Below are 23045 nucleotides of genomic sequence, written 5' to 3'. Positions count from 1 at the left end.
CGGTCCGGACGCGCGGTCCCCTTCGGGCGGGTGGTGCGTGGCGGTCGGGCCGGCCGGGTCCGCGACCACGCCAAAGGGCGAGGACACGGGGGTCCCGGGCCGGGGGGTGCACCGTGGTCGGCTTTCGGGTTCGCCCTGTCGTCATGGTCCGGGCGGCTGCTCGAAGGCGCGTCGAAGGATGCTCGAGGTTCGCTGCCGCCGGGGTCGTGGAACGCCTCCCCTTCCCGCGTGGGGCGGGTGGGTCCGCGGGACGTGCGAGCCGTGCTCGACCAGGATTCCGGGGCGGTGCCGTCGAATCGTGACCATGTGCTTGCCCCGGGTGGACCGTGGGCGGGCGCCCGGGACCGGCAGGCCTGACGTCAGGAGGCGACCGTGCGGCAACTCAACGGCGAGCAGCGGGAGGCGGCGGTTGCCTCCCGCAGGATGCTCTACGACCAGCTTCCGTCCCGGGCGCTGGTCGTCGTGGTCCAGATCGGCGTTCCGGACCTGCTCGCCGAGGGCCCGCTGGCCGTCGACGTGATCGCGGAGCGTACCGGTACCGACGCGGCCGCGCTCAACCGGCTGCTGCGCGCTCTGGCCGTTCTGGGTGCCTTCGAGGAAGTCGCCGAGCGGGTCTACGGGCTCACCGCGCTCGGCAGGGCCCTGACCCTGGACCACCCGGCTTCCGTGCAGCCGTCGGCGAAGCTGGTGGCGGGAGTGTTCGGGTCGGCCTGGGACGACCTTCTGCAGACGGTGCGCACCGGCACGTCGCCGCTCGAACGGGCGCGGGGAGCGTCCCTGTTCACGCTCATGGAGCGGGACGACGAGCTGCGCAGCGTCTTCGACGACTCCCAGGGCCGCGGGCTGGTGCTCGAACTCGACGAGCTCCTGCGGTACGTGGACTTCTCCGGGTACGGGACGGTCGTCGACGTCGGCGGCAGCGACGGCACGTTTCTGCGCCGGATCCTGGAGAAGCATCCGCAGACGCGGGGCATCTGCTTCGATCTGCCGGGCTCGGTGTCGCTGCAGGCCCAGCGGGCGGAACCCGATCCGCTCGCCGACCGCTACCGCGTCGTGGGCGGTTCGTTCTTCGACAGCGTCCCCGGCGGCGGGGATCTCTATCTGCTGTCGCACATCCTCCACGACTGGGACGACGACAAGGCCGTGCACATCCTGCGGACCGTCCGGGCCGCCATGACGGACTCCTCGACGGTGATGATCGTGGATCTGATCGGGGCGGGCCTCGGACAGCGTGACGAGTGGCTGCGCACCGCGGCCGTCATGGACCTCTACATGCTCTCGCTGTTCGGCGGCACCGGCGGGCAGGAACGCACCACCGCGCAGGTCGAGTCCCTGCTGTCCAAGGCCGGGTTCCGGGTCAGCCGGGTCGACGCCCTGCCCAGTGGCATGAATGTCATCCGCGCCGTTCCCGCCGAGGCCACCGGGGTGTGATGCGCCGCATCGCTGTCACCGGCTCCCGCGGCACGGCGCGGTGCGGTGCGGTGCGGCTGCCGGTTCCTGCCGCGGCCACCCGTACCCGCCCTCCGTACCGGCCGTGCCGCGCGAGCGCCCGGCTCCTCGTGCCCCGGCGGACCGGCGTCGGCTCTCGGGGGAGTTCCTGCGGCCACCTGGCGCGGTGCACCGGGCGCCGTCGCGTCCACCGCCTGGAGGCGCGCTGCTCCCACACCCGCCCGCCCCGGCCCACATCGGCCTGAAACCTTAGGAGTTCTTCCATGCCCTCGCCCACAGCCCACTTTTCGGACTTCAAGGTCGCTGACCTGTCCCTGGCCGAGTTCGGCCGCAAGGAGATCACGCTCGCCGAGCACGAGATGCCCGGCCTGATGGCGATCCGCCGGGAGTACGCCGGGGCGCGGCCGCTGGCGGGTGCGCGGATCACGGGTTCGCTGCACATGACGGTCCAGACCGCCGTCCTCATCGAGACCCTGGTCGCCCTCGGCGCGCAGGTGCGCTGGGCGTCGTGCAACATCTTCTCCACCCAGGACCACGCCGCCGCCGCGATCGCCGCCGCCGGCATCCCGGTGTTCGCGTGGAAGGGCGAGACGCTGCAGGAGTACTGGTGGTGCACGGAGCAGGCGCTGACCTGGCCCGGCAGCCCGACCGGCGGCCCGAACATGATCCTGGACGACGGCGGTGACGTCACCCTGCTCGTCCACAAGGGCGTCGAGTACCGGAAGACCGGCGAGCTGCCCCCGGCCGACAACGAGGAACTGGCGGCCGTCGCCGCCCTGTTGCAGGCCAGCCCGCTCGACTGGACCGGCATCGCCGCGCAGATCCGTGGTGTGACGGAGGAGACCACGACGGGTGTCCACCGGTTGTACGAGATGCAGCGTGACGGTGTGCTGCTGTTCCCGGCGATCAATGTGAACGACGCGGTCACCAAGTCGAAGTTCGACAACAAGTACGGCTGCCGGCATTCCCTGATCGATGGCATCAACCGGGCCACGGATGTTCTCATCGGCGGCAAGACGGCCGTCGTGTGCGGTTACGGTGATGTGGGCAAGGGCTGTGCGGAGTCGCTGCGGGGGCAGGGCGCCCGGGTGATCGTCACCGAGATCGACCCGATCTGCGCGCTGCAGGCGGCGATGGACGGCTACCAGGTCACGACGCTCGACGAGGTCGTGGAGACGGCCGACATCTTCATCACCACGACCGGCAACAAGGACATCATCATGGCCTCGGACATGGCCAGGATGAAGCACCAGGCGATCGTCGGAAACATCGGCCACTTCGACAACGAGATCGACATGGCCGGTCTGGCGCGGATCCCGGGCATCGTCAAGGACGAGGTCAAGCCACAGGTCCACACCTGGACGCTCCCCGGCGGCAAGGTCCTCATCGTGCTGTCGGAGGGCCGTCTGCTGAACCTGGGCAACGCCACCGGTCACCCGTCGTTCGTGATGTCCAACTCCTTCGCGGACCAGACGCTGGCCCAGATCGAGCTGTTCACCAAGCAGTCGCAGTACCCGATCGGCGTCTACACGCTGCCCAAGCACCTCGACGAGAAGGTCGCCCGTCTCCACCTCGACGCGCTCGGCGTGAAGCTGACCACGCTCCGCCCCGAGCAGGCCGCCTACATCGGCGTCGAGGTCGAGGGCCCCTACAAGTCGGACCAGTACCGCTACTGATCCGCCCGGCGGCGACCGACCGACCCAGACCACCCAGTACCGACCGGCCCCGGCCCCGGTCCCGAGACGGAGTCCTGCCAAGGTGATCGGAATCCCTGAGCCTGTCGAGTCCCTGCACACCGTCACCGTGATCGGTGCCGGCCTGATCGGCACCTCGATCGCGCTCGCGCTCAGCGGGCAGGGCGTCGCAGTGCATCTGCAGGATGTCCGCCGCGAGTCCCTGCGCATCGCCGAGGCCATGGGCGCGGGCACCGCCCGCGCCCCCGGCCGCCCGACGGATCTGGCCGTGCTCGCGGTGCCCCCGCACCAGGTGTACACCGCCGTCGCCGAGGCGCAGCGCCGCGGTATCGCCCGCCACTACACCGATGTGGCCAGCGTGAAGGCCGCTCTCGCGGGGGGCGGGGCGGATGTCGAGGCCTCCCTCTTCATCGGCGGGCACCCCATCGCGGGGCGTGAGCTGCACGGCCCCGGGGCCGCCCGCGAGGACCTCTTCCGCGGCAAGCCGTGGATCCTCACTCCGTCGGCGAGCACCTCGGCCCAGACCGCCCGGGCCGCCCTGCTGCTGGTCGAGCTGTGCGGCGGGCATGCCGTGACCATGGAGGCCGAGGCCCACGACCGTGCCATCGCCGTCACCTCGCATCTGCCGCACCTGGTCAGTGCCGTGACGGCCCGGATGCTGCGCTCCTGTGACAGCAAGACGCTCGGCCTGTGCGGGTCCGGTCTGCGTGACTTCACCCGGATCGCGGCCGGTGACGCGGAGCTGTGGACCGACATCCTCGGCTCCAACGCCTCGGCGGTCCTGGACGCCCTGGACATCCTCGTCGAGGATCTCGGTCTCGTCCGGCGCTCGCTGTCCGCGCTGGCCGGCCGTGCCCCCGACGGGCCGGCCGACGAGGGGGCCGCCTACCGCGAACTGCTGCGCCACCTGCTCGACCAGGGGCGCGCCGGGCAGGCGCTGATCCCCCAGAAGTACGGTGCGCAGGGCCGCTCCTACCAGGATGTGCGGGTGCCGCTGGCCGACCAGGAGGGTGAGCTGGCCCGGCTGCTCGCCGATGTGAGCCGGCGCGGGGTCAACGTGGAGGATCTGCGGATCGAGGAGTCCCCGGCCTCCCCGACGGGCATCGCCGTCCTGTCCGTGCAGGCGTCCGCCGCCGACCCGCTGGGCGACTGGCTGCGCGTGCGGCGCGGCTGGCCCGTACTGCGCGACCACCCGACGCCTCCCCCCGCCCCCGCCCCCGGCGCCTCCCCCGCCTCCCCTGGCGCCTCCCCTGCTCCCGGCGCCGAGAAGCCGGAGCCGGTGCGGACGGCTTCGTAGGCACGCCTTTCGGCCCGCAGCGCGGCGCCCCGGTCCACGCCCGGGGGCCGGCCCCCGCACACGAAGGGGCCCGGCCCCCGGGCGTTGGCGGTCCGGGGGCCGGGCGGTGCGCGGGCCCGGTGGTGTACCGGGGGCGCGGTGCTTACTTGGTGGCGATGATGACGCCGTGCGGAGTCCAGCCCGGGAACTCGATCCGCTCGAAGGCGGACTCGTCGAACCCGGCCTTGCGCAGGGACTCCTCGTAGGTCTTCCAGGGGTAGATCATGCCTCCCTCGGCCGGCAGCGCGGCGAAGTAGACGCTGTCCAGGGCGGCCACGACGGGGCCGTCCCCCTCGTCGTTGGACATGGAGTTGAAGATGATGACGCGGCCGCCCTCGGGCAGCGTCTCGTACGCCTTGCGCAGCAGCGCCGTGTTCTCCTCCGGGGTCCAGATGACCAGCTGGTGGGCGAACATGACGGTGTCGTAGCCGGTGGGGAACTCGTCGGCGTGCATGTCGCCCGGCTTGACGTCGATGCGGTCGCTGAGACCGGCCTCCTCGATCTTCTTCTCGGTGATCGGGGCGGTCGCCGCGATCTCCAGGATGGTCGCGGACAGGTGCGGGTTGGCCTGGGTGAGGGCGATGGAGTTCACCGCGTCGCCGCCGCCGCAGTCGAGCAGCCGGCGGCTGCCCGACAGGTCGAGTTTCTCCACCAGGTGCTGGTTGGCCAGCTCCGACCAGGACCGCATGTACTTGTAGAACACCGACTCCATGTGCGGGTTCTCGCTGAGGCGGTGGTACAGGTCGCGGCCGGTGCCGCGGACACGGCGCAGACCGACGTTGCTGTTGGTGCGCAGCGACTCCGTGAAGTCGAGCTGGCCCTCGTAGACGACGTACTGCTCGAAGGCGACGGTGTCCTTGAAGCGCTGCCAGTCGGGGGTCTTGACGAGGTCCGAGAGGACGGCCGCCACCTGGTAGCGGCCGTCCTGGACGGTGAGCGTGCCCAGGGAGGCGGCGCCGAGCAGGAGGATGTCGGTGGCCCGCTCGGCCAGGCCCAGCTCGGCACCGATCTCCTCGCCGGTCAGACCCGGCTTCGCCTCGAGGAGCTCGTACAGGTTCAGTTCACAGGCCGCGTTCAGGTACTGGAACGCGGCGTGGCCGAAGAGGATCCAGGCCAGGCCGTCCATGTCCAGCGGGGTCCTGCCGGTGGGCGGGCCGCCGGCGGCGGCCGTGAGCGGGGACAGGTCCGGGGCGTTCAGGGTCATGTGATCTCCTTGTCGGTTCCTGCGGTGTCAGGTGGCAGCCGTCGGTTCGGGCCAGACGGACGCGATGTTCTCGAGGCAGGCGTCGCGCGGCCCGCTGACACCGGTGGCGCGCCAACCCTCGGGGATCGCGCGCTCCTGCGGCCAAATCGAGTACTGTCCCTTGTCGTTGACGACCACCGCACATGCGACGGAGTCGTCTTCTCCCAGGAAAGTGGGCACCCTCTGCGTTCCTCTCGAGTCTGGGTCGACTGTCATTGCGGGTGAGTCCGGGCCGGTATCCGCACGGTGGCCGCCACCAGTGAGGCGTTGCCCCAGGTGTCGACGTGCAGGGCGGCTGCCGGGTGGTGCTCCCCGGGGCCGGTGCCGCCCGCCGGCAGGCCGGCGGGTTCCCGGGGCAGTCCGTCCACCCGGTCGAGCAGCCTCAACCGCACCGGAGCGGACGGAAGTTCGAGTTCGACCCGGATGCCCGAGTCGGGTACGCCGTGCAGCCACAGCTCCCAGCCGCCGTCCTGGGGGCCGGCCGGCGCGTGGGGTGACGGGGTGCGGGCGGTGGGTTCGCTCCACGGGCCGTCCTCGACGCGCCAGCGCCGTACCCCGGTGTCCAGGGCCGCGAGCGAGAGCTGGCGGGCGCCCCGCGGGGAGCGCAGCAGCAGCCGTACGCTGCGGCAGCCCGCCTCGCCGGGAGCCTCGCCCTCGATGTCCGCCCGTGGTGCGGGCAGGTCGACGGTCGGGGCCGGGGCGTGGTGGAAGGAGTAGTTCCAGCCGGGGAACAGCTCGGGCAGCGGGCCGTGTTCGGGGGTGTCCCCCAGGGCGGCCCGGGCGCGCGGGGTGGGGGTGGCGTCGCTGCTGAGCCACAGTGCCTCGCCGCGCTCGGGGAGGTGGAGATGGCTGAGGGTCTCGGGCGGCGGGGTGCCTTTGCCGCGGCGGGCCAGGCGCCGGGCGGCGACGCCGGCGGCGAGCAGCAGTCCGCCCGCGACGGCGGTGCGGCGCACCCGGGGGTCGAGTCCGGCCAGGGCGGGTGCCGCGAGTTCCCCGGCGAGCTGGACGGCGACGACACCGGTCCCGGCCAGGCGCGGGGTGAGCCCGTCGAAGAGCAGCCGGGTCAGCGGCAGGAGCAGCGCGGCGGCGGGCACGGCGGCCGCGGTGGCGCCGGCGGCGTGCCGCAGATCGGCGGCCCGGCCGGTGTCGTCGGCGGTCAGCAGCCACAGGCCGGTGCCGGCGCCGAGCCAGGGCCACAGGGTCAGATAGCTGCCGCCCGGAAGGGCGCCCGCCAGGGCGGCGGACGCGGCCGTCAGCGGCAGGGTGGCGGCCGCGGCCCGTGAAGCGGCGCGGGAGCGGTCGCCGCGCTGGGCGAGGGCCGCGGCCGAGGCGAGGCCGAGGACGGCCGCGTACACATCGCCCGAGCCGTGGAAGTCGCCGTGCCGGCGGAACTCGGGGGCGGCCCTGCCGAGCGCCGCGGTGAACGCCGTGCCGGCGGCGGCGCCCGCGAGGGCCTTGGCGGCGAGCAGGGCGCCGTCACCGGCGAGGCGGCGGCCGTCGAGGGTGCCGCGGCGCAGCGCGCTGCGCAGGCCGCCGGCCCAGACAAGTCCTGCGGTGGCGGTCAGCGCGGGCACCGCGGCTGCCGGGAGGCGGGCCAGGGTGCCGCGTTTGACGGGGAAGAACACCGCGTCGCCGCCGGTGAGTTCGGCGAGGTCGGCGTCGCCGAGGCGGCGGGCCAGTGCCAGGGCCAGGTCGCCGTGGTGCTGCAGGGCCCGGTGGTCGACGTGGTCGAGGTCGTCCAGGGGGCCGTGGTAGCGGGAGAAGCCGCCGATGTGGGCGAAGTTGAGGCCCGGCAGGCCGTGCTGCTTGGCGACGGAGAAGTCGGTGGCGTTGGTCATGCGCCGGTAGACGGCGTCGAACAGGGAGCTGGCGAAGACGGGGACGCCGGTGTGGGCGAGGTGTTCGAGGACGGGGCCGTTGCCCGGCCCGGCCTCGAACATCAGCACCGGGCCGCGGGTGCCGCGCGCCTCGAAGTTGAGGACGACGCCGACGGTGGCGGCGAGCGGGTGCTGGTCGAAGAAGGCCCGGCCGCCCAGGAGTCCGGCCTCCTCGCCGTCGGTGAAGACCACGAGCAGGTCGTTGAGGAGGGTGCGGCCGTCGGCGCGCAGTGCGCGCACCGCCTCCAGGAGGGCGGCGACCGGCACGCCCGCGTCGCTGGCGCCGGGGCCCTGCGGCACGGAGTCGTAGTGCGTCATGAGCAGGACGGACCTGCCGGGCACGGAGCCGGGCAGGCGGCCGATGACGTTGCGTACGCGGCCCGCGGCCAGGTACTCGGGGCCGTAGGGGGTACGGCCGACGGCGTGGCCGGCGACGGCGTCCTGGACCTCGGTCTCCAGGCCCAGTTCCTTGAGTTCGGCCAGGAGGTGGGCGCGTACCCGGTCGGCGGCCGGGGAGCCCGTCGGGTGCGGTTCCGACGCCACTTCGCGCAGGTGGCGCAGGGCGCGGGCGGCGGAGAAGTCGCGGTCGGGGGCGTCCTGGGCGCGGGGGCGCGGCGCGGTGAGGGCGGTGGCGGCCACCGCGGCGGCGGCGGTGGCGGCCGCGGCCGGGCCGAACCGGGTCAGGGCCCGCCGCAGGGCGTGGGTCGGGCGGCTCACGTGGGTTCCCCGTGCGCGGCGGGCGGGGCGGGCGGGGTGGACGCGGGAGCGCCGGTGCCGGAGTCGGCCGGGCACGCGTGAGGTGCTGCGGCGGCGTCCGGGGCGGTGGTGTGCGATGCGGCGTCCGGGTCGGCGGTGGCAGGGGCGGTGGTGTGCGATGCGGCGTCCGGGCCGGCGGTGTGCGATGCGGTGTTGGGGGCGGCAGGGGCGGTGGTGTGCGATGCGGCGTCCGGGCCGGCGGTGTGCGATGCGGTGTTGGGGGCGGTGGCGTCCGGGTCGGCCGGTGTCGGCAGGGCGCCGAGGCGGACGCGGCGCAGCTGGGAGAGGACGCCGACCGCGGAACGCGAGGAGCGCTGGGTGGCGAGCAGGCTGGGTGCCATGTCGCCGACGAAGTGCCCGCACACGCCGCGGTGCGCGTCGTAGGCCTCGCCGAGCACGTGCCGGAACTCGCCGAGCAGGCCCGGGCGCCGGGCCTCCAGCCACTGCCAGGCGGGGCCGCTGCGGCCCAGTTCCACGATGAGCGCCTCGTGGTCGCGCCAGTGCAGGCCGCTCATCTTCGGCGGGGCGACGGGCGGCATCAGGGTGGGCCGGATCTGCTCGTTGTACTGGTCGCGGTTGGCGCTGCCGGCGTAGGCGAGCGCGCCGTGGCAGCCGCGCATCAGTTCCACGGTGGCGGCGGCGGCCGCCGCGGCGGCGCCGGGGTCGGCGTGTTCGGCGCTGTTCTGCAGGACGCGGGCGGCGGTGGTGGCGGCCTGCGCGAACACCATGAACACGTGGTGTCCGCGCACCCAGCGGCGCAGCGCGTCCTGCGGTGCGGGGGCCGCGGGCGGTCCGGCGGCGGGCATCGCGCTCACCGCGGGGGCGCGGCCGGGGTCGGCGAGCCAGCCGAAGAGGGCGTCGAAGCCGCCGAGGAAGCGCTGCCAGGTCGGGGCGTCGAGGTCGCTGCCGTGGTCGGCGGCCACCTCCAGGATGCCGATGAGGGCGTGGACGCCGGCGTCGACGAGGAGTTCGGCGGCCGGGCCGCGGGTGCGGACGATGCCGAAGGCGAGGTCGTTGTCCCCGTTGGCCTCCGACTCCTCGGGGTCCTCGCCGACCGGTCCGGTGCCGGTGGGGGTCAGCTCGTCCCGGGCGGTGCGGGCGGCGGACAGGAGGCCGGCGAGGCTGTCCCGGGCGCCGGGCCCGGACAGCCGGCCGAGGACCTGTGCCGCCCGGCCGGCGGCGGCGTCGCGGATCCGCGGGCCGGTGGCGGGCAGTTCCTCGGGGCGGCCGAGCAGGAAGGGCACCGTGGCCACCTGGGCCACGTAGTCGGGCCGGCCTGAGGGCGCGGTGTGGTCGAGGTCGGTCATCGGGTCTCCCCTGCGGTCCAGGCGTCGGGCACGATGTCGGCGGGCGCGGGCATGAACCCGGTGCGGACCAGGTAGTCCAGGACGGCGTGCGCGTCGGCCTCGGTGGTCGGCGGGCAGTGCACGTCGCTGCCCTGGAGCATGCGCAGTGTCCGGGCGCATTCGAGGGCGGGCCGGACCTCGTGCAGGTACTTGGGGTCCAGGGCCCGGTGCGGCTCGGCCTCGGCGTCCTTGATCAGCGGTACCAGCGGGTACAGCAGGTGGCCCGGGCCGACGCCGAGGGCCCGCCGCCTGCCCTCCTCGAAGGGCACGGTGTCGAACTCGTAGCCGTAGCTTCTGATCCAGTCGCAGAAGGTGCGCAGCGGCACCGGTGCGGGGTTGAACAGGTGGTAGAAGCCGCCGAGGGCTTCGGGTTTGCCGGAGATGTGCACGATGGCCCGGGCGACGTGGTCGACGGGGATGACGTCGAAGATGCGGGGGTAGTCGGGCAGGATCCGCATCGGCAGGTAGCCGCGCAGGGCGACCAGCAGGTAGTCGATGGTCTGGGTGGCGCCGTTGCGGGTGTGGCCCAGGATGAGGCCGGGGCGGTAGACGCAGACGGGGATGCCGCGTTTGCGGGCCTCGTTGACGACTTTCTCGGCGACCCACTTGCTGCCGGTGTAGCCGGCCGGGACGCCGACCGCGGAGTTCAGCGGGGCGTCGGTCTCCAGGAACGGGCGGGGCATGTGGGTGGCGAGCAGGGTGTCGATGGTGGAGACGTGGTGGACGCTCTTCAGCCGGGTGGTGCAGGCCAGTTCGATGACCCGCTGGGTGCCGCCGACGTTGGCGGCCTTGAGCGCGGAGTAGGGGTAGACGAAGTTGACCAGGGCGCCGTTGTGGTAGATGACGTCGACGGTGGCCGCCAGGTCGTGCCACTGCCGCGGGGTCAGGCCGAGGCGTTCCTCGGCGAGGTCGCCGCTCACGCAGGTCACCCGGTGGAGCTGGTCGTCGATGTCGATCTCGTAGAGCGCGAAGCCGTCCCGGAGCCGCCGCATGGCGTGTTCGGCGTCGCGGGCCCGGCACAGCGTGACGACCTCGGCGTCCGTGCGGCGCAGGAGCTGCTCCAGGAGGTGGAGTCCGAGGTAGCCGGTGGCGCCGGTGAGGAAGACGCGCCGGGGGTTGTCCCAGTCGGCGCGGGGCAGCCCGTCGGGGGTGATGGACGCGTCCAGGGTGCCGTCGTTCTCCAGCGTCGCGGCGTGCTTGCGGCCGAGGACTCCCGCGATGCCCTCGCGCCGGTACACCTCGATGGTCTCGGCGACGCCGGCGGCGGTCGGGGTGCGGAAGAACTCGTGCAGCGGGATGTCCACGTCGTGCCGGTCGCCGAGCAGGGAGGCCAGCCGGGCGAGCATCAGTGAGGTGCCGCCGGCGTCGAAGAAGTCGGCGTGGAGGTCGACGGCGGCCACGCGCAGCACCTCGGCGAAGGCCTGGGCGACGGAGCGCTCCACGGCGTTGCGGGGCTCGGTGGTGCCCTGGGGTGTGCCGTGGCCCGGCTCGGGTGCGTCGGCGAGGAGTTCGGCGACGCGGCGGCGGTCGGCCTTGCCGTTGGGGGTGCGCGGCAGCTGGTCGACGACCAGGAACCGGTCGGGCACCAGATGGGCGGGCAGCTGCTGGGCGAGGGCCTCGCGGAGCCGCTCGGGCGTGGGACGGCCGTCCTGGCCGTCCTGGCCGGGCAGGACGACGGCGGCGGCCAGCCGGGCGTGCTCGGTGCCGGCGTCCAGGGCGGTGACGCAGGCGTCCAGGACGCCGGGTACGGCGGTGACGGCGCTCTCGACCTCGGACAGTTCGACGCGGTGGCCGCGGATCTTGACCTGGTCGTCGATGCGGCCGAGGAACTGGATGTTCCCGTCGGGCAGCCGGCGGCCCAGGTCGCCGGTGCGGTACAGGCGTCCTGCGGGGGTGTCGAAGGGGTCGGGCAGGAAGCGCCGGGCGGACAGCTCGGGCCGGTCGTGGTAGCCGGCCGCCAGGCCGGCGCCGGTGACGACGATCTCGCCGGGTATGTCGTCGGGTACGGGCCGCAGTTGGGCGTCGACGACGTGGACGCCGGTGTTGTCGACGGCGCGGCCGATCGGCAGCGGCATGGTGCGGGCGCCGGCGGGCACGGTGTAGGCGGTGGCGTCGATGGTGGCCTCGGTGGGCCCGTACAGGTTGACGACGTCCGCGGACCAGGTGGTGGAGATCCGCTCCAGGAGGGTGTCGGTGAGCGGCTCGGCGCCGGACAGGACGAGGCGGACGCGGGTGCAGGCTCCGGCGTCGCGGTGGTCGAGCAGCACGGTGAGCAGGGAGGGGACGCCGCCCAGGACGGTGACCTGCTCGTTGCGGAGGGTCTGCAGCATCGCGTTGGGGTCGGTCATCTGCTCCTGTGCGGCCAGGACGACGCACGCGCCGGCGGCCAGGGGCCAGAACACCGCCCAGATGGCGGGGTCGAAGCTGAAGCTGTGGTTGTGCAGGACCCGGTCGTCGGCGTTCAGCGGCCAGGTGCGCTGCCGCCAGCGCAGGTTGTTGACCACGCTGGAGTGGCGGACGAGGACGCCCTTGGGGCGGCCGGTGGATCCGGAGGTGTAGATCATGTAGGCGGGGGCGTGCGCCGGGACCCGTTCGGGTCTGGCGGGGCCCTGGGTGGGGGTGGCGGGCAGCCGGTCCAGGAGGAGGGTGGGCACGCCGGGGTCGGCGGATCCGGGCACCGAGCTGTCGCTCACCACGAGCGCGGGCCGGGCGTCGGCCAGGAGGTAGCGGACCCGTTCCTCGGGGTAGGCGGCGTCGACGGGTACGAACACGGCGCCCGCGGCGAGGACGGCGAGCAGGGTGGTGACGGTGGCGGGGGTGCGGTGCAGCCAGACGGCGACGCGGTCGCCGGGGCGCACGCCCCGGGCGGCCAGTTCGTCGGCGAGGCGGGTGGCGCCGGCCCACAGCTGGGCGTAGGTGAGGTGGGTGTCGCTCTGGCGCAGGGCGAGGGCGTCGGGGGTTTCGGCGGCGCGGTCGCGGACCAGGTCGACCAGGGAGTTGCCGCAGTCCTCGATGGGTGTTCCGCGTCCCGCCCGGACGGCGCGGGCGGCCGCGGCGTCGTCGTGCAGGACGACGGTGGCGGGGGTGAGCCGGGCGTCGCCGCCGGGCAGTACGGCGTCGAGGACGGCGGCGAACTGGGAGCCGAGGCCGCGTACGCGCTCTTCGGGGTGCAGGGCGCTGTCGTAGTCGATGCGCAGGTGCAGGGCGTCCTGGTCGGGGCGGAGGGTGAGTTCGAGGTCGTATTCGGTGCCGCCCGCGGCGCCCGGCACGGGGCGGGCCGCGCCGCGCCCGGCGCGGTGGGTGCGCACGACGGTCTGCAGATACGGGGTGCGGCTGAGGTCGCGGCGCGGTGGCGCGCTCTGCACGAGGTGGGCGAAGGGCACGTCGGCGGCGGGGGTGCGCAGTTGTGCGGCGACCTCGGTGAGGAGGTCGCCGAGCGGGCGGTCGGCGGCGTCGTCCACGCGGACCGGGCGCAGGGTGTCCAGCGGGCCGGCCACGGCGGCCAGTTCGGCGGGCCGGCCGGTGCGGACGCCGCACTGGGCGGCGCCCGTGGCCTGGTTGCGCAGGAGCACGGTGAGCCAGGCGGTGGCGGCGTGCGCGTCGAGGTCGTCGGTGTCCGCGGCGCGGGCGGCGAGGGCGGCGGGCAGCCGCAGTTCCACGCGGGCGTGGGCGTTCTGTTTGACCTCGGGGCGGGGTCCGTGGCCGGGGATGTCGGTGGCGGCGGGACGGGCGAGCTGCCCGGCCCAGGCGGTGAGCCGCTGTTTGAGGCCCTCGTCTGCCAGGGCGGTGCGCTGCGCGGCCAGGGCCGTGGAGAGGGCGTCGGGGGGTTCGGTGACGTCGGCGCCGAGGAGTTCGGCGGCGAGCAGGTCCAGGGAGGTGGCGTCGAGGGCGAGTCGGTGTCCGGCCAGGACGAGTTCGCTGTCCGTGCCGGCGGAGCGCAGCAGCAGGACGCGCAGGAGCGGGCCGTGGCCGAGCGGGAACTCCTCCTGGACCGTGTGGCGCACGAGTTCCTCGACGGCGGCCGGGTCCTGCCGGCTGATGTCGTCGACGGTGCGCATCAGGGGCTGGGCGAAGGGCAGCACCAGGCGGGCGGGGCGGCCGGCGACGTCGACGAAGACGCTGCGCAGCGTCTCGTGCCGGGACACCAGGGTGGCCAGGCGCAGCTGCAGTTCGGCGGGGTCGGTGGCGGCGGGGATGCGGTAGCGGGCGCTGACCACCGCCCAGGCGCCGTCGGCGATGCCGCCCAGCAGCCACAGCCGTTTCTGCTCCGCGGACAGCGGGGCGGCGGCGTCCGCGCCGCGCTCGGCCAGCACCTGCTGCAGGGTCTGGCCGAATGAGGGGGCGTCCTGCTTGCTCACTGCACAACCTCCTGGTGAACGGGGACTTGGCCGGGCACGGTGCGGCGGACGGCGGGGAAGTCCCAGTCGTCGGCGGGGGCCGGCTGCCCCGGGGACGCGGGCTCGGTGTGCTGTGTCGTTCGGCCGTGGGGGCCGTGGAGTGCGGTGTCGTCGCCGTGCAGCTGGCCCACGGTCCGGGCGAGCCGGGCGACGGTCGGTTCGATGAAGAACTCGGCCACGGGCACGCGGGTGCCGAGGTCGTCGTCGATGCGTTGCAGCAGCCGGGCGGCGAGCATGGAGTGGCCGCCCAGGCCGAAGAAGTCGTCGTGGATGCCGACTTCGGGCAGGCCCAGGAGTTCGCACCACAGCCGGGCGACGGCGCGTTCGGCGCCGGTGGAGGGTGCGACGCGCTCGTGGCCGCCGTCCAGGCGCCGTCCGCTGCCGGGCAGGGCACGCCGGTCGACCTTGCCGTTGGGGTTGAGCGGCACGGCGTCGAGCGCGTACAGCTCGGTGGGGAGATACGCGGCGGGCAGCACCTGGGCGAGGCGGCCGCGCAGGGCCGTCGCCGCGTCGGGGGCGTCGAGGGCGTCGCCGTCGGCGACGAGGAAGGCGGCGATGCGGGCGGCGCCGCGCGGATCGAGGACGGTGGCCGCGGCGTGGCGTATGCCGGGCAGGGCGTGCAGGGCGGCCTCGATCTCGCCGAGTTCGATGCGGTGGCCGCGCACCTTGACCTGGTCGTCGGCGCGGCCCACGAACTCGATCAGGCCGTCGGGGCGGACCCGCACCAGGTCGCCGGTGCGGTAGAGGCGTTCGCCGGTGCGGTCGGGGTCGGGCACGAAGCGGGCGGCGGTGCGCCGCGGGTCGCCGAGGTAGCCGGTGGCCACGCCGGGCCCGCCGATGAGGAGTTCACCGCAGACGCCGGCCGGGACGGGGCGCAGTGCGGCGTCCGCGACCAGGACGCGGGTGCCGGGCAGGGGGTGGCCGATGGTGACCGGCTCGCCGGGGCGCACGGTGGCGGCGCAGGACCAGATGGTCGTCTCGGTGGGCCCGTACAGGTTGTGGACGTCGGCCGGGGTGCGGGCCAGGGCGTCGGCCAGGTCGGGCGGCAGGGCCTCGCCCCCGGACAGCAGGGTGAAGCCCTGTCTGGGCTGCCAGCCGGCGGACAGGGCGAGCCGCCACACGGCGGGGGTGGCCTGGGCGACGGTGATGCCTGCGGCGCTGAGCCGGTCGGCGAGTTCGACGGCGCCGCGCTGGGCGGAGGCGGGGGCGACGACGACGGTGGCGCCGGTGACCAGGGGCCCGAGCAGTTCGAGCAGGGAGATGTCGAACGCGGTGGTGGTCAGGGCCAGCCACCGGTCGCCGGGGCCCAGTTCGATCCGGCCGGTGAGGGCGTGCAGGAAGGAGGTGAGGCTGGCGTGGCTGACGGCGACGCCCTTGGGGCGTCCCGTGGAGCCGGAGGTGAACATCAGGTAGGCGGTGTCGGGCGGGCGGGCACCGCCGGCGGGCAGCGGCGCGGACGCGACCGCTGCCCGGGCGGCGGCGGGTGAGGGCCGGGCGGGCGGACGGGCGGGGTCGGGGGCCAGGGCGGCGGCGGGCAGGGTGCGGGCCCGGTGGGCGTCGGGGACGGTCGCCGGGTCGGTGGCGACGACGACGGCGGGGGCGGCCTGGTCGAGGATCATCGCGCGCCGCGGCGGCGGGGCCGCCGGGTCGAGGGGCACGTACACCGCCCGGAGCCGCCAGCAGGCGAGCAGGGCCACGACGGTGTCGGCGTCCCGTTCGACGCAGACCGCGACGCGGTCGCCCGCGCCCGCTCCGGCCCGGTGCAGCCGGGCCGCGGCCGTTTCGACGCGGGCGAGCAGGGTGGTGTAGTCGAGGGCGCGGCGCTCGTCGCGGACCGCCTCGGCGTCGGGGTGCCGGCCGGCGATCTCGACGATGCGCGGCCACACCAGCGGCCAGGGCTGCTCCAGCGGTCCGCCGTCGATGCGGGCGGTGGTGTCGCCGCCGACGCCGGTGAGGTCGACCGCGGAGACGGGCACGTCCGCGTCGCGCAGCAGCTGGTTCAGCACGCGGTGGAGCTGGTCGGCGAACCGCTCGGCGGTGGAGTGCTCGAACAGCGCGGTGGCGTACTCCAGGAATCCCTCGAAGGCCCCGGAGCGGTCCTCGAAGAGGAACAGCGACAGATCGACGCGGGCGCTGCCGCAGTCGGCGTCGGTGACGTCGACGTGGAGTCCGGGCAGGTCCCAGCTGCGCCGCACGTCCTGCTGGAGGCCGAACAGCACCTGGAAGAGGGGGTTGCGTTCGGGCATGCGCGGCGGCGCGAGCAGGTCGACGAGTTCACCGAAGGGCAGGTCGGCGTGGTCGAGGACGCCGGTGAGCGTGGTGTAGAGCGTGCGGCTGAGGTCGCCGAGGGTCGGGTCGGTGCGCAGGTCGGCGCGCAGGGGGCAGGTGTTGGCGAGGTATCCGACGGTGCCGGACAGGTCGGGGTGGCCGCGTCCGGCGACGGGCAGGCCGACGAGCAGGTCGTCGCAGCCGCTGGTGCGGGACAGGACGACGACGTACGCGGTGAGCAGTGCGGTGAAGGGGGTGACCCCGTGGGCGGCGGACCAGTCGCGCAGCCGGTCGGCGTAGGCGGGTGCCAGGCGTACGGGGACGCGGGCGCCGGCGTGGGACTGCAGGGCGGGGCGGCGGCGGTCGGTGGGCAGTTCGAGGATGTGGGGGGCGCCGGTGAGGGTGTCGGTCCAGTGGTCGCGGGCCCGCCGGCGGCGCGCGGCCCACTGGGGGTCGGGGGTGCCGTCGTCGTCGGGGGCGCCGCTGTTCCAGACGACGTAGTCGGCGAACTGCAGGGGTTCGGTGTCCGGGTCGAGGCCGCCCTGGGTGTAGGCCTGCAGCAGGTCGCGCAGGACGATCTGCAGGGAGAGCCCGTCGCACACGGCGTGGTGGACGGTCAGCAGCAGCACGTGGTGGTCGTCGGCCAGGCGGGCGAGGAGGCAGCGCAGCAGGGGCGGCTGGGCGAGGTTCCAGGGGCGGCGGGTCTCCTGGCCGAGCAGCCGGTCGAGTTCGCGGCGCCGGCACTCGTCGTCGTCTGCGGCGGTGTCGGTCAGGTCGACCAGGGGCAGGCCGGCGGTGATGCCGGGCACGACGACCTGGGTGAGCCGGCCGTCGACCTGGCGCAGTGCGGTGCGCAGTGCTTCGTGGCGTTCCATGACGCGGTTGAGGGCGGCCTGCAGGGTGGTGTGTTCCAGGGCGCCTTTGAGGTCCAGCCGCAGGGCCAGTGTGTAGGCCCGGCTCGCCGTGGCGTTCATCCGGTCCAGGAACCACAGCCGCTCCTGGCCCGGGGAGGCGGGAAAGAGGTGCGCGTCTGGCGGTATCCGGTCTTTCACTGGGGCTCCAAGGCGTCGCAGCCGAATCGGGGCGGGCGGGCGGTGTCGGGCGGGCGGCGGGAGGCGGCCAGGCCGGGGACGCGGGTCAGGGGGTGCCGCGGCTCCGGCCGGCGGCCGTGTAGCGGCTGCGGTCCAGGCGGCGTGGGGAGCCGGGGGTGGCGGGGGTCGGCGGGGCGGGCTGCCGGGCGAGTTCGCTGAGGTAGGCGGCCTGTTCGGCGACGGTGGTGCGGGTGCGCAGCTCCGTCAGGGGTACGTGGACGTCGAAGGCGCGGCCCAGGAGGTGGGCGAGGCGGCTGAGCATCAGCGAGTGGCCGCCGAGGTCGAGGAATTCGTCGCTCACGGCGACTTCGGTGGTGGGCAGGACCTGCCGCCAGCAGGCGGCGACGCGCCGTTCGGGCTCGTCGCGCGGGGCGATCCGGCTGCCGGTGCGCAGTGCCGAGGCCGGGATGTGGGCGAGGCGGTGGCGGTCGAGTTTGCCGTGCCGGTTGCGTGGGAGTTCCTCCAGGACGGCGTACTGGCCGGGCACCATGTAGCCGGGCAGTTCGCGGCCGAGCCGGCGGCGGATGCCGCGCAGCCAGGGGGCGGGGTCGCCGTCGAGGGGCTGTTCGGGCACCAGGTAGGCGGCCAGGCGGCGGCCGGTGCCCTCGCCCAGTGCCAGGACGGCGGCGTCCTTGAGGGGGGCGACCGTGCGCAGTGCCTTCTCCACGTCGCCGAGTTCGATGCGGAATCCGCGGACCTTGACCTGGTGGTCGGTGCGGCCGATGAACTCCAGCTGTCCGTCGGGCCGCCACCGCACCAGGTCGCCGGTGCGGTACCGGGTGCGGCCGGGGCTGTCGGGGTCGGGCAGGAAGCGGGCGGCGGTCAGGTCGGCGCGGCCGGCGTAGCCGCGGGCGACTCCGGCGCCGCCGATGAGGAGTTCACCGGTGCCGCCCGGGGGCACCGGGCGCAGGTCGGCGTCGACGACGGCCAGGGTGGTGCCGCCGACGGGGCGGCCGATGGGCACCGGGTCGGTGGTGCCCGGCGGCAGTTCGGCGTAGGTGGAGTAGGTGGTGGTCTCACTGGGCCCGTACAGGTTGACCACGCGGACGCCGGGGAGGGTGTCGTGCAGGGTGCGCACCAGGCCGGCGGTGAGGGGTTCGCCGGCCACGTTGACGGTGCGCAGCGAGGCGGGCAGGGTGCCGCGCTCGGCGAGGGTGGCGACGGCCGAGGGCACGGTGTTGAGGAGGGTGGCGCCCCGGGCGTGGGCGGGGGCGTCGGACAGGTCCAGGACGCTGTCGAGGATGTGTACCTGGCAGCCGCGGGCCAGCGGCACGAACAGTTCGAACACCGACAGGTCGAAGGTGGTGGGGGTGACGGCGAGGGTGCGGGCCAGTTCGTCGTCCCGGTAGGCGCGGCCGGCCCAGCGGACCAGGTTGACGGCGCCGCGGTGGCGGATGACGACTCCTTTGGGGCGTCCGGTGGAGCCGGAGGTGAACAGCAGATACGCCGGGTCGTCGGGGCCGGTGGCGGTCTCCGGCACCGGGATGTGGGTCCGGTGTGCGTCGCGGAGGGCGGCGTCGAGGCCGACGAGGGTGACGGGCAGGAGGTGGTCGCGCTCCACGGCCACGGAGGCGGTGAGGACATGGCGGCAGCCCGCGTCCTGGAGGACGGCGGCGACACGGTCGGGCGGGGTGGCGGGGTCCAGCGGGAGATAGGCGGCGCCCGCGCGCAGCACACCGAGGAGTGCGGCGGGCAGGTCGCGGCCGCGGGGGGCGAGGACGCCGACGGTGCTGCCGGGGCCGCATCCGGCCGCGGCGAGGGCGGCGGCCACGCGGGCGGAGCGGTCGGCGAGTTCCCGGTAGCTGAGGCTGCCGTCGTAGGCGACGACGGCGGTGCGCCCCGGGTGGCGGCGGGCGGTGTCGAGCACCAGTTCGTGCAGCGTCGACTCGCCGTTCTCCGGCAGTGCCGGCCGGGACCAGCGCGCCATGCGGGCCCGCTGCTCGTCGTCGACGGCGCTGATGTCGTCGACGGCCCGGTCCGCTCCGGCGCTCAGGCCGTCGACGACGGCGGTGAAGGCCGTGGCGAACTGGCCGGCCAGCCAGTCGGCGTACCGGGCGGGGTCGGCCTCCACGCGGCCGGTGAGGGTGCCGTCGTTCTCGGTGAGGAGGGTGGTGAGGCCGAACGGGCCGATGCTCGGCGGGGTGACCGTCACGCCGAGGTGGAGGTCGCCGAGGCGCACGCCGGCGCCGAGGAGCCCGGTGCCGAGGCCGCGGGGGGCGCCGGGGGTGTCCTGTTGCAGCAGGAGGGCCGCGTCCGGTGCGGGGATGTCGGGGCCGTTGTCGGCGGCGGACAGGGCGACGAGTTCGGGGTGGCCGACGGTGTGGTGGGCGAGGGCGCCGCGCAGGGCGTGGGAGGCACGGGCGACCAGGTCGCCGACGGTGCCGGTGGCGGTGTCGAGGGGCACGGGGACGGTGGAGACGAGAAAGCCGACGGCGTGATGTGTGCCGGAGGTGCGGCCGTGCATCGGGACGCCGACAGGGACCCTGGCGGTGTTGGTGAGCCGGGCCAGGGTGAGGGACTGGGCGGCGAGCAGGACCGCGTACAGGGTGGCGCCGCATTCCTTGGCGAGGGCCTTCAGGGCCCGGGTGCGGGCGGCGTCCAGGGTGAGCGGGGCGTGGACGGCGGTGCGGGCCAGGCCCTTGCCCTCTTCGGTGTCCTTCTCGGGGCGGGTCTGGGCGGGCGGGAGCTGGAGAGGGTCGACGCCGTGGCCCCAGAGTTCGCGCCAGAACCGCCAGGCGCGAGCGGTGCGCCGGGGGTCGGGGCGGGCCGCGGGGGTGGCGGGCGGGGCGGGCAGTGCCGCCGCGGCGGTGGCGGGGTCCACCTCGGTGAGGAGGGCGGCGAGTTCGGTGGCGAGCACGCCGATCGACCACAGGTCGGCGACCGCGTGGTGGACGGTGACCGCGAGGTGGGCGCCGTAGGTGCCGCAGAGCACCATCTCGGCGTGGAACAGCGGGCCTTCGGTGAGGTCGGGGACGCGGCGGCAGTGTTCGTCGAGCAGGCCGAGGAGTTCGTCCTCGCCGGTGGCGAGGAGGCGGGTGAGCGTGCAGTAGCGGCCCCAGGTTGCGGCCGGGTCGGGGGCGGCGTCGATGACGCGGGTCCACTCCTGGCCGCGGCGCAGCAGGCGGCTGCGCAGCGCGGGGTGGCGGGCGACCAGGGCGTTCAGGGCGCGGGCGACGTGTTCGGGGGGGATCGCCTGCGGCAGGGCGAAGGCGATACCGAGGGACAGGCCGGGGGCGGCCGGGTCGAGTTCGTGGAGCAGGGCGAGGGACTCCTGGCCCGGGGTGAGGGGCGCCGGCCCGTCCGGGGCGGCGAGGGGTGCGCCGGCGGTGGGCGCGGACCGGATGAGTTCGGCGAGCCGGCCGGCGTCGACGCCGGCGAGCACGTCGGCGGGCGGCAGCAGGATCCGGAAGATCCGTGAGGTCTCGCCCGCCAGGCGGGCGGCGGTGAGGGAGTCCGGGACCCACGCGGGGGCGTCGCCGCCTGGGCCCCCGGTGGGGGCGTCGCCGCCGCCGAAGTGGGCGATGACGGTGGCCGCGAGCGCGTGCAGCAGGTCGCCGTCGGCCGTATGGGGGGCCGCCGGGTTCCCGGCCGGCCGGGGCCCGGTGCCGGGCGGGGGCGGGGAGGCGGCGCCGGGCGGGGGCGGGGAGGCGGCGCCGGGCGGGGGCGAGGAGACGAGGGCGGGCGGGGGCGGAGAGGCAACACCGGGCGAGAGCGAGGAGACGGCACCCGGCGGGGGCGAGGAGGCGAGGGCGGGCGGGGGCGGAGAGGCAACACCGGGCGGGGGCGGGGAGGCGGTGTCGCACCACAGTGTGTCGAGGGAGCCGTCGAGGTGTGCGGCGCGGGCGGCCCGGCGCCGCACCTTGCCGCTGGAGGTCTTGGGCAGGGTCGCGGGGCGGATGAGGTGGACGGCGGCGACGGGCACGGAGTGTTCGCGGGCCAGGGCCGCGCGCACCGCGGCGGCGGTGCGGCGGGCTGCGGCCGGGTCGCCGGCAGCCTCCTTGCGCAGTTCGGCGACGAGGAGGATCTCCTCGCTGCCGTCGGGGCCGGGCAGTGCGCTGACGGCGACACAGCCCTTGCGGATCGCCGGGTCGGTGTCCTGCGCGGTGCGTTCGAGGTCCTGCGGGTGGATGTTGCGGCCGCGTACGACGATGACGTCCTTGACGCGGGCGACCGGCACCAGTTCGCCGTCGTCGGTGAGGAAGCCGAGGTCGCCGGTGCGGATCCAGGTCCTGGACGATCCGGCGACGCGCACGCCGAAGACCCGTGCGCTCTCCTCGGGTTCGTCGTGATAACCGGTGGCGACGCCGTCGGAGGCGACGAGGATTTCTCCGACGGTGCCGGCCGGGCGGCGGCTGCCGTCCAGGGGGTCGGCGATCAGCACGTCGGTGCCGGCGACCGGGGGGCCGCTGGTGACCAGTTCGGTGACGGCGGCGCCCTCCCGGGGCTCCTGGACGCGGCCTTGGGCCAGTGCGTCGGTGTCCGCGCGTACGGTGCGCGGCCCGGCGCCGGCCCGGGCGCCACTGACGATGAGGGTGGCCTCGGCCAGTCCGTAGCAGGGCAGGAAGACGTCCGGGCGCAGGCCGGCGGGGGCGAAGGTGTGCGCGAAGGCCCGCAGGGTTGCCGGGTCGACGGGTTCGGCGCCGCAGAAGGCGACCTCGAGGGCGCTCAGGTCGAGGGCGGCGATGTCCTGCCGCGTGGCGCGCCGGGTGGCCAGCGCGTAGCCGAAGTTGGGGGCACCGGTGTGTGTGGCCCTGGTCCGGTCGAGCAGCCGCAGCCAGCTCATCGGGTCGGCGAGGAACGACAGGGGCGACAGCAGGTGGACGGGGAAGCCGGTGAGCAGGGGGGTGAGGATGCCGCCGACGAGCCCCATGTCGTGGTAGGGCGGCAGCCACAGCGCGCCGGTGCTGGTGGGGCCGAGCCCGAACCGGCCGGTGATGGCGGCGACGTTGGCGAGCAGGTTGCGGTGCGCGACGACGACGCCGCGCGGGGTGCCGGTGGACCCGGAGGTGAACTGGATGAACAGCGGGTCGTCGGCGCGTACGGCGGGCTCGCGCCATGCGTCGGCGAGCGCGTCGTCGGCCGCGGTGTCGAGGAGCCGGGCGGGGTCGATGTGCGGCAGCCGCTCGGCGAACAGTGCGCGCAGCGGCTGGAGCAGGCCCGGTTCGGTGAGCAGGGTGGCGTCGGGGAGCTTGGCGAGGATCGCGCCGAGCCGGGTGAAGTCCCGCCGTACGTCTGCGGGGTTGGGCGGGTAGACGGGCGCGGCGGGCAGCCCGGCGTAGGTGGTGGCGAGGAAGGCGGTGAGGTAGTCGGGGCCCGGCTGCATCAGCAGCAGGACGGGCGCGTCGCCGTGGCGGCGCAGTCCGACCGCGAGTGCGCGGGCGGCGCGGTCCAGGCCGGCGCGGGTGAAGCGGGTCTCGTCGGGCCGGCCGAGCGCGGGCTGGGCGGGGAACACCGCGGCCACCGCGCCGGGGTCGCGGTCGCACGCCGACCGGATGGCGGCGAGCACCGTCTGCTCGTTCGTACGCGCATGCAAGGCGCTCGCCCTTTCCTCGATGCTTCTTCGCGGTCGTCGCGGCCCACGCGAAGGG

Annotated in this window: 10 protein-coding genes; 3 read left to right on the top strand and 7 right to left on the bottom strand. The window is 75.0% G+C overall.

The genetic code is table 11. The features are described from left to right. Positions 1 to 372: 372 nt before the first annotated feature. From OG202_RS46090 to OG202_RS46080, 3 genes are all read left to right on the top strand, one after another. Positions 373 to 1431, top strand: coding sequence for a methyltransferase (locus OG202_RS46090; protein ID WP_327726211.1), 1059 nt, complete (start codon positions 373 to 375; stop codon positions 1429 to 1431). A 281-nt stretch (positions 1432 to 1712) separates the two neighbouring features. Further along, positions 1713 to 3125: an adenosylhomocysteinase gene (gene ahcY / locus OG202_RS46085; RefSeq protein WP_328222108.1), complete on the top strand. Its 1413-nt coding sequence runs from the start codon at positions 1713 to 1715 to the stop codon at positions 3123 to 3125. Positions 3126 to 3207: 82 nt separating this feature from the next. Next, complete coding sequence (locus OG202_RS46080; protein WP_328222109.1) at positions 3208 to 4440, top strand: prephenate dehydrogenase; 1233 nt, start codon at positions 3208 to 3210, stop codon at positions 4438 to 4440. 142 nt (positions 4441 to 4582) lie between these two features. Here OG202_RS46080 and OG202_RS46075 read toward each other — a convergent pair whose 3' ends face one another. From OG202_RS46075 to OG202_RS46045, 7 genes are all read right to left on the bottom strand, one after another. Then, on the bottom strand, positions 4583 to 5683 hold the full coding sequence (locus OG202_RS46075; protein ID WP_326585331.1) for a methyltransferase: 1101 nt from the start codon (positions 5681 to 5683) through the stop codon (positions 4583 to 4585). A gap of 27 nt (positions 5684 to 5710) precedes the next feature. Continuing rightward, on the bottom strand, positions 5711 to 5902 hold the full coding sequence (locus OG202_RS46070; RefSeq protein WP_327726214.1) for an MbtH family protein: 192 nt from the start codon (positions 5900 to 5902) through the stop codon (positions 5711 to 5713). Between the two features lie 32 nt (positions 5903 to 5934). Continuing rightward, entirely contained in the window at positions 5935 to 8316 is a 2382-nt protein-coding gene (locus OG202_RS46065) for a M20/M25/M40 family metallo-hydrolase (RefSeq protein ID WP_327726215.1), read from the bottom strand. Next, positions 8313 to 9662, bottom strand: coding sequence for a hypothetical protein (locus tag OG202_RS46060; protein ID WP_328222110.1), 1350 nt, complete (start codon positions 9660 to 9662; stop codon positions 8313 to 8315). The genes OG202_RS46065 and OG202_RS46060 overlap by 4 nt, the downstream gene beginning before the upstream one ends. Further along, a complete protein-coding gene (locus OG202_RS46055) occupies positions 9659 to 14059 on the bottom strand; it encodes a non-ribosomal peptide synthetase family protein (protein WP_327726217.1) in 4401 nt (1466 codons plus the stop codon). The genes OG202_RS46060 and OG202_RS46055 overlap by 4 nt, the downstream gene beginning before the upstream one ends. Next, a complete protein-coding gene (locus tag OG202_RS46050) occupies positions 14056 to 17418 on the bottom strand; it encodes a non-ribosomal peptide synthetase (RefSeq protein ID WP_328222111.1) in 3363 nt (1120 codons plus the stop codon). Before OG202_RS46050 ends, OG202_RS46055 begins: the two co-directional genes overlap by 4 nt. Positions 17419 to 17503: 85 nt before the next feature. Then, complete coding sequence (locus OG202_RS46045; RefSeq protein ID WP_328222112.1) at positions 17504 to 22990, bottom strand: non-ribosomal peptide synthetase; 5487 nt, start codon at positions 22988 to 22990, stop codon at positions 17504 to 17506. Between the last annotated feature and the right edge of the window lie 55 nt (positions 22991 to 23045).

The organism is Streptomyces sp. NBC_00310, from assembly GCF_036208085.1.
Classification (GTDB): domain Bacteria; phylum Actinomycetota; class Actinomycetes; order Streptomycetales; family Streptomycetaceae; genus Streptomyces.
Note: the sequence above shows the minus strand (reverse complement) of the source record. Positions and strands in the feature narration are given on the sequence as shown.